At 64.1% G+C, this 13668-nt stretch carries 17 protein-coding genes; 10 read left to right on the top strand and 7 right to left on the bottom strand.

The features are described 5' to 3' along the window. Nucleotides 1-50 precede the first annotated feature (50 nt). The 6 genes from D6B98_RS18585 to D6B98_RS18555 all read left to right on the top strand — a co-directional run bounded on the left by D6B98_RS18585 (nucleotide 51) and on the right by D6B98_RS18555 (nucleotide 5910). Complete coding sequence (locus tag D6B98_RS18585; RefSeq protein WP_126258402.1) at nucleotides 51-1328, top strand: ArgE/DapE family deacylase; 1278 nt, start codon at nucleotides 51-53, stop codon at nucleotides 1326-1328. A 250-nt stretch (nucleotides 1329-1578) separates the two neighbouring features. After that, nucleotides 1579-2388: a hormone-sensitive lipase gene (locus tag D6B98_RS18575; protein ID WP_126258401.1), complete on the top strand. Its 810-nt coding sequence runs from the start codon at nucleotides 1579-1581 to the stop codon at nucleotides 2386-2388. Nucleotides 2389-2423: 35 nt separating this feature from the next. Next, nucleotides 2424-3263, top strand: a complete 840-nt coding sequence (gene kynA, locus D6B98_RS18570; RefSeq protein ID WP_126258400.1) for a tryptophan 2,3-dioxygenase — start codon at nucleotides 2424-2426, stop codon at nucleotides 3261-3263. Between the two features lie 8 nt (nucleotides 3264-3271). After that, nucleotides 3272-4474, top strand: a complete 1203-nt coding sequence (gene kynU, locus D6B98_RS18565; RefSeq protein ID WP_126258399.1) for a kynureninase — start codon at nucleotides 3272-3274, stop codon at nucleotides 4472-4474. Between the two features lie 279 nt (nucleotides 4475-4753). Continuing rightward, the gene (locus D6B98_RS18560) at nucleotides 4754-5152 is read left to right on the top strand and encodes a PaaI family thioesterase (protein WP_126258398.1); all 399 of its coding nucleotides are present in this window, start codon (nucleotides 4754-4756) and stop codon (nucleotides 5150-5152) included. A gap of 152 nt (nucleotides 5153-5304) precedes the next feature. Further along, nucleotides 5305-5910 carry a GNAT family N-acetyltransferase gene (locus D6B98_RS18555; protein WP_126258397.1) on the top strand — a complete coding sequence of 202 codons (606 nt, stop codon included), beginning with the start codon at nucleotides 5305-5307 and terminating at the stop codon, nucleotides 5908-5910. An 81-nt stretch (nucleotides 5911-5991) separates the two neighbouring features. On the opposite strand, the gene D6B98_RS18550 is transcribed toward D6B98_RS18555, so the two are convergent. The 5 genes from D6B98_RS18550 to D6B98_RS18530 form a co-directional block, all read right to left on the bottom strand. Continuing rightward, the gene (locus tag D6B98_RS18550) at nucleotides 5992-6297 is read right to left on the bottom strand and encodes a hypothetical protein (RefSeq protein ID WP_126258396.1); all 306 of its coding nucleotides are present in this window, start codon (nucleotides 6295-6297) and stop codon (nucleotides 5992-5994) included. A gap of 96 nt (nucleotides 6298-6393) precedes the next feature. After that, entirely contained in the window at nucleotides 6394-7080 is a 687-nt protein-coding gene (locus D6B98_RS18545; RefSeq protein ID WP_126258395.1) for a DUF2161 domain-containing phosphodiesterase, read from the bottom strand. Between the two features lie 76 nt (nucleotides 7081-7156). Next, the gene (locus tag D6B98_RS40895) at nucleotides 7157-7411 is read right to left on the bottom strand and encodes a ParE family toxin-like protein (RefSeq protein ID WP_126258394.1); all 255 of its coding nucleotides are present in this window, start codon (nucleotides 7409-7411) and stop codon (nucleotides 7157-7159) included. Next, nucleotides 7408-7605 carry a hypothetical protein gene (locus tag D6B98_RS18535; protein WP_126258393.1) on the bottom strand — a complete coding sequence of 66 codons (198 nt, stop codon included), beginning with the start codon at nucleotides 7603-7605 and terminating at the stop codon, nucleotides 7408-7410. Before D6B98_RS18535 ends, D6B98_RS40895 begins: the two co-directional genes overlap by 4 nt. Nucleotides 7606-7661: 56 nt before the next feature. Next, complete coding sequence (locus tag D6B98_RS18530) at nucleotides 7662-8342, bottom strand: SDR family oxidoreductase (RefSeq protein ID WP_126258392.1); 681 nt, start codon at nucleotides 8340-8342, stop codon at nucleotides 7662-7664. A 119-nt stretch (nucleotides 8343-8461) separates the two neighbouring features. Between D6B98_RS18530 and D6B98_RS18525 the strand changes: the two genes are divergently transcribed. After that, nucleotides 8462-9202, top strand: a complete 741-nt coding sequence (locus D6B98_RS18525) for an SGNH/GDSL hydrolase family protein (protein ID WP_126258391.1) — start codon at nucleotides 8462-8464, stop codon at nucleotides 9200-9202. Here the strand turns inward: D6B98_RS18525 and D6B98_RS18520 are convergent, their stop codons facing one another. Continuing rightward, on the bottom strand, nucleotides 9203-9946 hold the full coding sequence (locus tag D6B98_RS18520; RefSeq protein ID WP_126258712.1) for a tyrosine-protein phosphatase: 744 nt from the start codon (nucleotides 9944-9946) through the stop codon (nucleotides 9203-9205). A 319-nt stretch (nucleotides 9947-10265) separates the two neighbouring features. After that, nucleotides 10266-10469 (bottom strand): DUF2735 domain-containing protein, encoded by a 204-nt coding sequence (locus tag D6B98_RS18515; protein ID WP_126258390.1) that lies wholly within the window; start codon nucleotides 10467-10469, stop codon nucleotides 10266-10268. Between the two features lie 540 nt (nucleotides 10470-11009). On the opposite strand from D6B98_RS18515, the gene D6B98_RS18505 reads away from it, so the two are divergent. The 3 genes from D6B98_RS18505 to D6B98_RS18495 all read left to right on the top strand — a co-directional run bounded on the left by D6B98_RS18505 (nucleotide 11010) and on the right by D6B98_RS18495 (nucleotide 13646). Continuing rightward, a complete protein-coding gene (locus D6B98_RS18505; protein ID WP_126258389.1) occupies nucleotides 11010-12044 on the top strand; it encodes a glutamine synthetase beta-grasp domain-containing protein in 1035 nt (344 codons plus the stop codon). Between the two features lie 198 nt (nucleotides 12045-12242). Next, a complete protein-coding gene (locus tag D6B98_RS18500) occupies nucleotides 12243-12944 on the top strand; it encodes a GrlR family regulatory protein (protein ID WP_126258388.1) in 702 nt (233 codons plus the stop codon). Nucleotides 12945-12962: 18 nt separating this feature from the next. Next, nucleotides 12963-13646 carry a substrate-binding domain-containing protein gene (locus D6B98_RS18495; RefSeq protein ID WP_126258387.1) on the top strand — a complete coding sequence of 228 codons (684 nt, stop codon included), beginning with the start codon at nucleotides 12963-12965 and terminating at the stop codon, nucleotides 13644-13646. Nucleotides 13647-13668: the final 22 nt, after the last annotated feature.

Genomic DNA, 13668 nt, shown 5'->3' with positions numbered 1-13668 from the left:
CGGCTAGCTTGCGCACTCCCTGGGACCCTTGGAATGCCTGGAGTTGCCTGATGAATGCCGAAACGCAGCAGAGGATTCTCGACGCCGTCGATGCCGGCTTCGAGGCCCAGCTTGCCACCACACGCGATTTCGTCGCGATCCCTTCGACCCGTGGGGCGGAGGGGCCGTGCCAGGACATGATCGGCGACCTCCTGCGCGAGCGCGGCTACGAGGTCGACGATTGGCACATCGACGTCGACGATCTCAAGGATCTGCGCGGCTTCGGCCCGATCGAGCATGATTTCTCCAAGGCGCGTTCGGTGGTGGGGACCTACCGTCCGCAAACGAACGACGGCAAATCGCTGATCCTGCAGGGCCATTGTGACGTGGTGCCCGCTGGCCCGCTGGAATTGTGGGACACGCCGCCGTTCTCGCCGGTCATCAAGGACGGCAAGATGTTCGGTCGCGGCGCCTGTGACATGAAGTCGGGCACCATCGGCGCGCTCTATGCGCTGGATGCGATCAAGGCCGCGGGCTTCAAGCCGACGGCTCGGATCCACTTCCAATCTGTCATCGAAGAGGAGAGCACCGGCGTCGGCGCACTCTCGACCTTGCAGCGCGGCTACCGCGCCGATGCCTGCTTCATTCCGGAACCGACCGGCGGCAAGATGGTGCGCTCGCAGGTCGGCGTGATCTGGTTTCGCTTGCGCGTCAAGGGGCATCCGACTCACGTGGCGTTCGCCGGCTCCGGCGCCAATGCGATCATGGCCGCCTATCATTTGATCCAGGCGTTGCAAAAGCTCGAGATCGAGTGGAACGAGCGCGCCAAGGCCGACAGGCACTTCAAGACGCTCAACCACCCCATCAACTTCAATCCCGGCATCATCAAGGGCGGCGACTGGGCCTCCAGCGTGCCGGCCTGGTGCGACGTCGACTGCCGGATCGCGGTTCTGCCGGGCTGGTCGATCGCCGATCACCAGAAGGAGATCATGGCCTGCGTCGCGGCCGCGGCGCGCAACCACCGCTTCCTCGCCAACAATCCGCCTGAGATCGAATGGTCGGGCTTCCTGTCGGAAGGCTATGAGCTGACCGACGCCGCCGCGCCGGAAGCTGCATTCGCCAAGGCGTTCGGCAAGGTCTATGGCGGCGTGCCGGAGGATCTCGTCTTCACCGCGCTCACCGACACCCGCTTCTATGGCCTCAACCACGGCATCCCCAGCCTCTGCTTCGGCGCCAGCGGCGGCGAAATGCACGGCTTCAACGAATTCGTCGACCTGGAGTCGCTGAAGAAGACGACCAAGGCGATGGCGCTGTTCATCGCGGAATGGTGCGGGCTGGAGAAGGCTTAGCGTCGCCTCAGTCGCAGCTCTCGCAGGGTGGGCAAAGGCGCGTTAGCGCCGTGCCCACCAATTTTCTCCGACATGACCAAATGCGTGGGCACGCTGCGCTTTGCCCACCCTACGATATCTCGGCCGGAGCGACTGTTGCCCGAAACACCGGCTCTCCCAAATCCTTTAAGCTTAAAATAAAGACTAGGATGCGGCCCTGACCGGTGGCAGACTGACGCCTGATCGCAGAGCCCGAGTCCGAGGAGTGACAATGCGCGATTGGGATGATGCTTACGCCAATTCGGCCCATATCCCGGGATCGGACAAGATGCCGGCGCAATGGGCGGAGCGGGCGGCGGCCTACCGGGCCGGGCTGAAGAATTTTCGCGCTGATATCGCCTATGGCGCCGCTGAGCGCCAGAAACTCGACCTGGTCCTGCCCGACGCCGACAGCAAGGGCCTCGTCATCTTCGTGCACGGCGGCTACTGGATGCGCTTCGACAAGTCGGCCTGGACCGATCTGGCCGAAGGCGCACGCCTTCACGGCTGGACGGTAGCGTTGCCGAGCTACACGCTGACACCGGCCGCACGCATCTCCGACATCACTGCCGAGATCTCCGCCGCGATCGCGAAAGCGGCTTCTCTCGTCGCAGGACCGATCCGGCTTGCCGGCCATTCCGCCGGCGGCCACCTCGTCACGCGCATGCTGTGCGACGACAGCCGGCTGGAGCCCGCCGTCTTCAACCGTATCGCCGGCACGCTCTCGATCAGCGGCCTGCACGACCTGCGGCCACTGCTGAAGACCAAAATGAATGACACGCTGCGCATGACGATGGAGGAGGCGGCGCTCGAAAGCGCGGCGCTGCATCTGCCGCGCGGGCATTCGCCCGTGACCGCCTGGGTCGGTGGCGGCGAGCGGCCCGAATTCATCCGCCAGTCCGATCTGATGGCCAATATCTGGACCGGTTTCGATGTGCAGACCCGTCTCGTCGTCGATCCCGGACTGAACCATTTTACCGTGATCGACGGATTGAAGGATCCGGCCTCGCCGATCACCGCGCGCCTGATCGGCCTCGACTGAGCAAGGCTGGGAAGATCGATCGAAAGGGCCTGCCCATGACGTCCAGCGATTATGATCCCACTAGCGAAGGCGCCGAGACCGATTTCGCCCGGCGCATGTCCTACGGCGACTATCTGGCGCTGGACGCGATCCTCGGCGCGCAACATCCGCTGTCTGAAGCGCATGACGAGATGCTGTTCATCATCCAGCATCAGACCACCGAGCTGTGGATGCGCCTCGCCATCCACGAGCTCAGTGCCGCGCGCCGGGCCATCGCCAGAGACGACGTTTCGCCCGCCATGAAGATGCTGGCGCGGATGTCGCGCATCTTCGAGCAGCTCAACAACGCCTGGGATGTCTTGCGCACGATGACGCCGAGCGAGTACACGCGCTTCCGCTCGCAGCTCGGTCAGTCCTCGGGCTTCCAGTCGCGCCAGTACCGGCTGATCGAATTCCTGCTCGGCAACCGCAACCACGCCATGCTGAAGCCGCACGCGCACGATCCGGAGACGACGAAGCTGCTGGAGGCCGAGCTTGCGACCCCAAGCCTCTATGACGAGGTGCTCAGGCTCGCCGACCGCAACGGGCTCAAGATGCCGGCGGCTGTATTGGCGCGCGATGTGCGCGAGACCCACAGCTTCAACGAGGGCGTGCTGCAGGCCTGGCGCGTCGTCTACGAGGCGCCGGAGACGCATTGGATGCTCTACGAGCTCGCCGAAAAACTGGTCGACTTCGAGGATTATTTCCGCCGCTGGCGCTTCAACCATGTGACCACGGTCGAGCGCGTCATCGGCTTCAAGCGCGGCACCGGCGGCACCGGTGGTGTCAGCTATCTCAAGCGCATGCTGGAGGTGGAGCTGTTCCCCGAGCTCTGGCGCGTCCGCACCATTCTGTAGAAATGCCCATGACCAGATATCGCGTCTATGACGATACCAAAGCTCTGTTCCATCTGCCTGACGGCGTCGTCTATCTCGACGGCAACTCGCTCGGTGCGCTGCCATCGGGCGTTGCCGAACGGGTCAACCGCGTCATCACGAAGGAGTGGGGCGTTGAGCTGATCCGCGCCTGGAACACCGCGGGCTGGTACGTCCAGCCGCGCCAGCTCGGCGATCGCATCGCACGGCTGATCGGTGCGGCAGCCGGCTCGGTGATGGTCGGCGACACGCTGTCGCTCAAGGTTTACCAGGCGCTCGCCGCCGCGCTGGACATGAATCCGTCTCGCAAGACCGTCCTGTCGGACAACGGCAATTTCCCGACCGACCTCTACATGGCCGAAGGCCTGATCGCGACGCTCGGGCGGGGCCATCAATTGCGTCTGGTCGCGCCGGAGGAAATCGAGGCGTCGTTGTCGGAGGAGATCGCGGTGCTCTACATCACCGAGGTCGACTACCGCACCGGCCGCCGCCACGACATGGCGGATCTGACCGCGAAGGCGCATGCGCTCGGCATCGTCACGGTCTGGGATCTCGCGCATTCCGCCGGCGCACTGCCAGTCGATCTCGCCGGGACCGGCGCCGATTTCGCGGCGGGGTGCACTTACAAATATCTGAACGCCGGGCCCGGCGCGCCGGCCTTTCTCTACGTTGCGCCGCGCCACGCCGACAACGCGCGCGCGGCGCTGTCGGGGTGGATGGGGCACGCCAAGCCGTTTGCGTTCGAGCTTGCCTATGCGGCCGCCGGCGGTGTCGAGCGCATGCGCGTCGGCACGCCACCGGTGCTGGCGATGGCGGCGCTGGAGGCCTCGCTCGATATCTGGGACCGCGTCGATATCGCTGACGTCCGCGCACGCTCGCTGGCGCTCGGCGACTTGCTGATCGCCGAAGTCGAGCGCCGCTGTCCGTCCCTGAGGCTGATGACGCCGCGCGCGCATGATCACCGCGGCTCACAGGTCTCCTTCGCTTTCGACGGCGGTTACGCCGCCATGCAGGCGCTGATCGCCCGCGGCGTCATCGGCGATTTTCGCGCGCCTGACATCATGCGGTTCGGGATCACGCCGCTTTACATTGGCGAGCGCGAGATCATCCGGGCTGCCGAGATCATCGAGGAGGTCATCGCAGGCGAGGTGTGGCGGCGGCCGGAATATCAGGTCGTGAACGCGGTGACGTGAAAATCCATCACCGTCAACCCTGAGGCGTGAGCTCGATGGCGCCGATGCGCCGCTGAGCGAGCCTCGAAGGGCGACGGCCCGGCGGCTTCGCGGCCGTTCATCCTTCGAGGCTTTCTGCACGGCGCTGCGCACCGCGCAGCTCGCGCCTCAGGATGACGGAACCGAGAGAAGCCCATGCACTGTGCCCGCCGATGTCAGCACGGCGATTACCTCGGACGTCATTGCTTTGCCGCGCGAAGCAATTCACGCTGAGACAACAACGAATTGGGAGAAGATCTGATGACGCCGCTCGAGAAACTTAAAGCGATGAAAATGCCGTTCGCCGAGCTCAAGGGCGTCGAGTTCGTCGAGGCCGGGAAGGACCGCGTGGTGGCGCGGATGACGGTCCGCCCCGATCTCTGCACGCTGCACCACACCATCCATGGCGGGGCGGTGATGGCGCTGGCCGATTCCGTTGGCGCGGCCGCGACTGTGATCAACCTGCCTGACGACGCCAAGGGTACGACCACGCTGGAGAGCAAGACCAATTTCATCGGTGGGGCCAAGGAGGGAACCACGGTGATCGCCACGGCGACCCCGGTCCATCGCGGCCGGCGGACCCAGGTCTGGACCACCCGGCTGGAGACCGAGGACGGCAAGCTGGTGGCCGTGGTGACCCAGACCCAGCTGGTCCTGTAAGACTACGGGGCTTTGAATTCATTAACGAATTAGTCGTCTCCCGTGCCTTTAAGTTGGGCAGGTTCCTGTCTTGCAAAAGATGCTGCGATGCACAATATAGGGAGCCTAGGGATTCGAACGCCTCCTCGAGGGACACCAAGAGGAGTTTTGACGTGGTACTTCAAGAGACCGTCCGCACGGCTCCGGGCTATGTGCGGACCCTGATCCAGCAGGAAGAATTGCCGCTCCTGCGTGATCACCTGCTGAGGCTCGATGCCGCAAGCCGGCACGACCGTTTCAACGGTTATCTCGACGACAGCTTCATCGAGCGATACGCCGCCCGCTGCGCCGAGGACGGCACCGTAATCGTTGCGTATATCGTCGACGGCGTGGTCCGCGGTGCGGCCGAGCTGCATCCGCCGGAAGATGAGGCCCTGCCTGAGGTCGCCTTCAGCGTGGAAGCCTCGGCGCGGCGCCAGGGTGTCGGCACCGCGTTGTTCCGCCGCCTGATCGCGGAGGCGCGCTGGAAAGGCTACAGGCGTCTGCGCATCACAACCGGTGCCGAGAATCACGCGATGCGGGCGCTCGCCAGGAAGTTCGGGGCGCATCTGGCTTTCCGCCAGGGCGAATCGACCGGCACGATCGATCTTGCCAAGACGCCCGAGGCAGAGCTTGCCGATCTCGCGGCTTCGCCCTTCACGGCCGGGCGTGCGCTTCTCAGCCTCAACTCGACCTGCTGGAAGATCATCTCCAGCATGTACGACAATCGCGCGGCCTGACTTCAAATCGCAGGCTGAATCAAAAAGCGGACCGGCATGGCCGGTCCGCTTTCGTATTTCGTAGATCGTGAAACGAACGCCTTAGGTGCCGGTACGCGTGCCGGTGCCGAAGCGGCGCACGGTGCGGCGTTCGACCACGACGGAGCGCTGTGCGCCCTGTTCGCCGGCGATCACGCGCGTCGCAGTGATGCGGCTGTTGGTGCGCGCCTGCTTCTTCACCTCGGCCTGCACGACATCGAGCGGCATCCCCATCAAGGCTGCGGCGATCTCGGCCTGCTGCCCCTGATCGTCGGTGATGCCGATAGCGGCGAAGATCGCCTCGTCCAGGGTGGGCGGATCGTGGCGGACGCGCCGCGTGCCATATTTGGTATTCCAGTCTGCGCTCATAACGGCCTCGTTTCGATGCCGGGGATACCTAGTGCCGCCAATGTTGCATTGCAATATGAAATTGGTGTGGCATCTCAGCTATGCACCGGTCGGGTGTCATGACAGCGACGCAACAGCGGAATCGACCTCAATCCGTTGCTGTGGCCAGCGTTTCAGGGCGGCGTGTCCGGCCTCGGTGAGCCCGTAGATTCCCCGGTCGGCCCGTTCGAACCAGCCATACACATTGTTAAGCAAGATCTTGCCCGCATCAGGACAGCGTTCGCGCAATTCGCGCACGCGCCGCGGCCCGTCGGCGAGCGCCGAGGCGCAGGCCAGCGCTTGCTGCCGATAGGCCGTCATGATCGGCGCGCGGGTGCTGCCGCCGAGCACGGGATCGCCCTGGCGGCGCTGATGCTCGGCGACGAGGCGTGAGCGCACCTTCGGCTCGCGGCGCGGCGCTGCCGTCGGCGGCTTCACCAGCACCTCGACCTGGCCGCGATCGGTAACGCCGAGCATGCCGAAGCCGAGGCGGCGGCAGAGATTGCGATAGCGCGCATCGCTCTCGCGTCCCTTGCCGCGCACTGACATCTTGGCCGCGATCCAGACCTCGTCACCGGCCGGTGCGCGGTCGACCGCCTGCAGGATCAGTTCGAGGTTGAAGGCGAGCTTGAGCTCGCCGATCACCACGACCGGCGGATCGCCGGCGCTGAGGCCGACGAGATCGCAGCCGCCGATCTCGCCCTTCACGGTGAAGCCGAGTCCCTCGAGGAAGCGTTTGACGGGCAGATAAAGGGCGGTTTCCAAAGGAAGGTCCCGGGTCGATGTTCGAACGGAGAATCAATTGCGCCAGTCTATCCCGGATCGGAGTTGAGCAGAGCGTTCAACCGACTAGCCGATCATAGTCCGCATGGGAACCGATCCAGAACCAGACGCACGCACCGTCAGTCTCGACTGCCAATGCGCGGTGCCGCAGGCCGACGCGAGCCGACCAGAATCGTCCGACCTTCTTGAAATGCAGCGATGGGTGGCTGGGATCGCTCTTCAAAAGGGCGAAATTGGCATCGGCCAACTTCTGAATATTGGCAGGCAAGGCTGCGTAGGCTTTCCAAAATCTTGGCGAAGCCGTGTGTCTCACAAGTCGCGCGTCTGCCCTGCGCGGTAGGCGTTCAACGCCTCCTCGGCGAACGCGTCGAGCCTTCCTGCCTGAGCGTCGCGCTCCAGGGCTTGATCAAAGCGCTGGGCTTCAAACTGTTCGAACCACGCGCGAAAGCGCGCAAGTTCGCTTGGCGTTAGCAGCTCTATCGCTTTCTCAATATCTTCGGTCGTCATGATCCAAATATAGCAATGTTGACTTGCCACGAAAAGATGCGTCCGACGCCCTCGACTTAGACCCGCCCGCCCACCGGGATCAACGCGCCGGTGACGCCGCTCGCGGCGTCGCTGGCGAGAAACAGAATGACCTCGGCGAGTTCCTGCGGTGTCACCCATCTGGAGAAATCGGCCTTCGGCATGTCGGCGCGATTGGCCGCGGTGTCGATGATCGACGGCAGCACGGCGTTCACCGTGACCATTCCCTTCCACTCGGTGGCGAGCGCCTCAGTGAGCCGGTGCACGCCGGCTTTCGACGCCGCGTAAGGCCCCATGCCGGCGCCTGCCTGGAGCGCGCCCTTGGCGCCGATATTGACGATGCGGCCAGCGCTGGACGCTGCGAGATGGGGCAGCGCCGCGCGCGAGGCGTTCAGCGCGGTCAGGACGTTCAGCGCGTGCATGCGCTGCCAGGTCTTGATGTCGCCGTCGCCGACAGTTTCGAACGCAAAGCCGCCGGCGATGTTGATCAGCGCATCGAGCCGGCCGAGATGCTTGGCTGCCGAATCGACCGCCGTCCGCGCTTGCGCCGCGTCGGAGAGGTCGACGCCGCCGATCTCGATGCGGTCTGGCGTCGGGGGCACTTGCGAAGGCGCGTGGTCGATGCAGGCCACGCGCGCGCCGCGCGATCGAGCGATCTCCGCGACCACCTTGCCGAGCGCGCCGCGCGCGCCCGTCACGAGAACCACTTTTCCCTGCACGTTGCTCTCCGTCGTTACCCGTTGCGCTCCGACATTGCGCGGGCCGAATTGGACTTGCAATGGCGGCGGCTTCAAGGCTGAATGAGTTCTGCAACCTTGAATAGCGTGAGGGCGTTGGCATGTCCGAAAGTCTGCCAGCCGTAGACATCCCGCAGGACATCATCGCGCTCAAATACCCGCTGCGACGCTTCTTTGACGCTCTGCGCGGAGAAGGTCCGGTTCGCATCGTGGCGATGGGATCATCCTCAACGGCGGGACGTGCGGATGTCGTGCCTTACCCCGCCCGCCTGGAGATGTATTTGAGGCAGCACTACGTCGGCCCCTTGCCGAAGCTTCGCATCGACGTCCTGAACCGCGGCAGGGGCGGAGAGGAGGCGCCGAAAGAACTCGATCGGTTCGACGCAGATATTTTCGCGGACCGGCCCGCGATGGTACTTTGGCAGGTCGGCACCAACGCTGTCTTCCGCAAGAACGAGTTCAACTTTCAGCAGGTGCTGGACAGCATTGCCGAAGGCGTGCGCCGGCTGGGGCAGCATCCGATGGATGTTGTGTTGATTGATCCGCAATATGTCACCGCCATGCTCCGCGACGACAAGGCCGAGCTTTCGGAGCAGATGGTCTCGAAGATCCGGGAGATCGCGGAAGCTGCGAAGGTCAATGTGTTCCGACGTTGGGCCCTGATGCGGCATTGGCATGTGCAGAATGGCGTGCCATTCGACCAGATGCTCGATCCAACGGATCGACCCGACATGCTTCACCAGAGCGACTGGAGCACGCTTCAGGTCTCCAAAGCCCTGTGTCAGGCAATCACCGACGCTGTCCCGCCGGGGAGGTGGCTGATCGACCAAGCAACGTCGTGATCAGGCTTGCAGATAGCGCGCCTTCAGCGCGGCCCGCTCGGCTTCGCCGAGCTTGAGCCCGTCGCGCAGATAGGTTTCGAGATCGCCATACTCGCTGCCGACGGCCTCGAAGGCCGCAGCAAGATACGAGGTCTCGACGCTGCCGATGGCGTTGCGGACGTCCTCGGGCAGGTCCGTGCCGGCCGTCGCATCGCGCTTGTAGTGACGGTTGGTCAAGAGGTAATCCTCGGCGATGATGTCATCGGGCACGCCGAGCGCGTGCAGGATCAGCGCGCTGGCAAAGCCGGTGCGGTCCTTGCCGGCGGTGCAGTGAATCACCAGCGGCGCACGGTCTTCCAGCAGATGGCCGAACAGGCTGCGAAAGCTGTGCGTGTGGTGGCGGACGTAGTTGCGATAGGACTCGCGCATCAGCTCGAGTGCCACCGGCGCGGTCAGTGTCCCCTTCGAGAGTTCAGCGCGCAGCGCAGCCACGACGGTCGGCTCGATCGGCAGCGAGTGCACATTGATCTCATTCACCACGCAGACGCCGGCCGCGCGCTCTTCAAGCCCGCGGAAATCGAATGCGCTTCGCACGCCCAGCGCGCGGACGATCTCGACATCGGCAGCGGTGAGCTGGCCGAGATGGTTGGAGCGGAAGATGTGCCGCCAGCGCGTGGTGCGGCCATCGGCGGTCGGATAACCACCGAGATCGCGAAAATTGCTGGCGCCTTGCAGAGCCAGATGACGGGCAGGGGAGTCTCTCAGAGAAGAATCTTGCATGGGATCGACTTCGGTTATGGTTCCATTGGACGCACGAGGGGGCGTCCTTGAGATCCATTACAGGGGGCGATCATCGGCCGGCACAAGGCCATTCTTTTGCTGGCGGCTGGATCACGCTGACCATCGGAGTCCCGGCACCACCATGGTCAAGCATCCGAAGCGGCCGGCGACGGCCTGCGCCATGATCTGAACGGCGCGGATTCACCCGGGAATCAAAAAGGGCCGAAACATTGCTGTTTCGACCCTTTTTCAACTTCCGCCAGGCGTTTGTTCGAGCGCGGCGGTTTCAAACCGAGCAAAGGCATCAGCGATCCCATTTCGGCTTGGCGTCGTCGACCGCGTCCTGGTGGTACCAGCTGTCGCTGCAGATCGAGACGTTCGCGGGATGCGAGGAATGATCGGCAGGGAGGCGGGTCTCGCCATAGCGGCGTCCGGCGAGAGCTGCGCGGCCCCCGACCGGGAATTGGTAGATCGTTGCCGATCCGTGACTCAGACCATTGTTCATCATTGCGATTCTCCTTGGTCGAAGCGCATTGGCCTCCATGGTGCGCCCGACTCGTTCGATTGTGGTTACCGGAGTCCCCATATCGGCCGCGTCCCCTGGATTGGAAAGTGCTGAAAAGGAAATCAGTTGCCGCCCAATTTGTGGGCAGATGGAGGTCTGCTTCTCCTAAGGCAGCTTGCCGGAGGCCAACGCGGGGGCCATTCCAAAGGTTGCTGCGAAGGGGCGAGAGACTTTGCAAAAATTGCCGGCGGTTGATGCGCGTTTCATCGGCACCGTTCGGAGCCGCGCCGCCTGCTACAAAAACTGGCGGTTTCCGCAGCGTTTTTGCGTTGCGGCTTCACGCAGAGGTGCGCGGCTATGACGCATATCGCAGGAGGCGGTCTGCTCGCGGCGGGGAGTCCCCGATCGCGATGGAAAACGTCCCGCACTGCGGCTTTTTGGCACGTAAAATGCTTGTTAGGGGCTGGCCGATGATGGCCGGGTACAAAACGTTCAGGGGCCTCCGGGCCCCCAAACCTTTCGCATCATCTACAGAGAGGCTCAATGACCAAGTATAAGCTCGAGTACATCTGGCTCGACGGATATACGCCGACTCCGAATTTGCGCGGCAAAACCCAGATCAAGGAATTCGCGTCGTTCCCGACGCTCGAGCAGCTTCCGCTCTGGGGCTTCGATGGTTCTTCCACCCAGCAGGCCGAAGGCCACAGCTCCGATTGCGTGCTGAAGCCGGTCGCCGTCTTCCCGGACGGGGCGCGCACCAACGGCGTGCTGGTGATGTGCGAAGTCATGATGCCCGACGGCAAGACCCCGCATCCCTCCAACAAGCGCGCCACCATCCTCGACGATTCCGGCGCCTGGTTCGGCTTCGAGCAGGAATACTTCTTCTACAAGGACGGCCGTCCGCTCGGCTTCCCCGAGGCCGGCTATCCGGCACCGCAGGGCCCGTACTACACCGGCGTCGGCTACAAGAACGTCGGCGACGTCGCCCGCAAGATCGTCGAAGAGCATCTCGACCTCTGCTTAGCTGCCGGCATCAACCATGAAGGCATCAACGCGGAAGTCGCCAAGGGCCAGTGGGAATTCCAGATCTTCGGCAAGGGCTCCAAGAAGGCCGCTGACGAAATGTGGATGGCCCGCTACCTGATGCTGCGCCTGACCGAGAAGTACGGCATCGACATCGAGTTCCACTGCAAGCCGCTCGGCGACACCGACTGGAACGGCTCGGGCATGCATGCCAACTTCTCGACCGAGTACATGCGCACCGTGGGTGGCAAGGAATATTTCGAGGCGCTGATGGCGGCCTTCGACAAGAACCTGATGGACCACATCGCCGTCTACGGCCCGGACAACGACAAGCGTCTGACCGGCAAGCACGAGACCGCGCCGTGGAACAAGTTCAGCTACGGCGTTGCCGACCGCGGCGCCTCGATCCGCGTTCCGCACTCCTTCGTCAACAACGGCTATAAGGGCTATCTGGAAGACCGCCGTCCGAACTCGCAGGGCGACCCATACCAGATCGCTTCGCAGATCCTGAAGACGATCGCCTCCGTGCCGACCGACAAGAAGGCCGCGGCCTAAGTTCCTCCCGGCCCGGGCTGGGGGGCTGGCCCGGGTTGGTGCTCAATCCGCCGGAGCTGCAAGGCTCCGGCGGATTTTTTGCATTTGGATGACGGTCATCCTGGTAATTGCCTGGCCCGGCCGCGCGACACTTGTCCATTGCCGCTGAAAGCGCGATAGAATGTCTTGGGATGCGCGCGAGGCCCGGGGACACGGTTGGTGTTTGAAGGCTTCTACAAGGTGAAATTTCAGCTCGGCGACGCCGTCGGCCGCAGCGTGATGCATGCCGGCAATGGCAAGATGCTCGGCGGCAATTCGGCCTTCGCCCATATCGGCACCTATGAGAAGACCGACAGCGGCGTCGATATCGTGATCAGCACCGTCCGCCATAATCCCGATCCGAATTACCGCGCCATGGCGGGCACTGACGACGCCACCTTGCTCGCCAAGGGCTGGGCGGATGGCGACCTCTATCGCTTCAAGGGCGAACTGAAGGAGCTGCCGGGCATTCCCTTCCAGTCGGTGATGACACCGATCACGGACGACGAGGTGCCGATTGCCGGTGGCATCGGCGAAGCAGGCATCGCCGATGGTCTCTATTCCATCCATCTGCGCATGCTCGACGGTCTCGACGGCGGCCTCACCGGCGTGATGCTGCTCAACCGGGGCCGCATCCTCGGTGGCGATGCCTCGTTCTACTATCTCGGCAGCTACACCGCCGCGAACGGCCGCTGGAAGGGCCAGATCCTCAACCAGGAGCACACGCCGGCCAAGGACGATCCGATCTTCGGCGGCCACGAGGTCGGCATCGGGTTCTCCGGTCGCTACGATGCGGAAGAGGCGGTGATGGAGGCGGCCGCGCTTGCCGGCAAGCGCAGCCTGCGCCTGACCGCCGCGCTCAAGCTGATGCACCGCGCCTGATCGTGACGGGAAGCGCACATGGAAAAAGTCCGCATGCTTTCGACGCTCGGCCTGATGGGCGCGATGCGGAGCCTGTCCTGCGCCTTCGAGGCTGAAACAGGCATCCATGTCGACGCGGACTTCGCGCCAACCCTGGCCCTGCTGAAGCGCTTGCGCGACGGCGAGGCCGCCGACCTCGTCATTCTCACGCGCGAGGGGCTGGACGAGGTGATCGCGGAGGGCCGCGTGCTCGCCGATGGCGCGGCCGATCTGGCGCGCTCCTATGTCGGCATCGCGGTGCGGGCCGGACAGCCGCAGCCCGACATCGGCAGCGAAGCGGCGCTACGCAAGTCGCTGCTCGCAGCGCGGTCCGTTGCCTATTCGCGGCTGGGCGCGAGCGGCGTCTACTTCGCCCAGCTGATCGTACGGATGGGCATCGCGGCCGAGATCAACGCCAGGGCCAGCATCGTGGAGCAGGGGTTCACGGCGCAGCGCCTCGTCAGCGGCGAGGCCGACCTTGCCGTGCAGCAGATCAGCGAGCTGAAGCAGGTCGAAGGCATCGAGGTGGTCGGCCCGATCCCGCACGAATTGCAGACGCCGGCGGTGTTCTCCGCCGGCCGCGTGGGGAATGCGAAACATGCGGAAGCCGCTGACCGGCTGCTGCGCTATCTGGCATCGCCTGATGTCGTGCCCGTGCTGCGCCAATCGGGACTCGAGCCTTGAATTTGCCGGAACGGGAACGCAA

Origin of the sequence: Bradyrhizobium sp. LVM 105 (assembly GCF_003957705.1) — a bacterium.
In the GTDB taxonomy this organism is placed as follows: domain Bacteria; phylum Pseudomonadota; class Alphaproteobacteria; order Rhizobiales; family Xanthobacteraceae; genus Bradyrhizobium; species Bradyrhizobium frederickii.
Note: the sequence above shows the minus strand (reverse complement) of the source record. Positions and strands in the feature narration are given on the sequence as shown.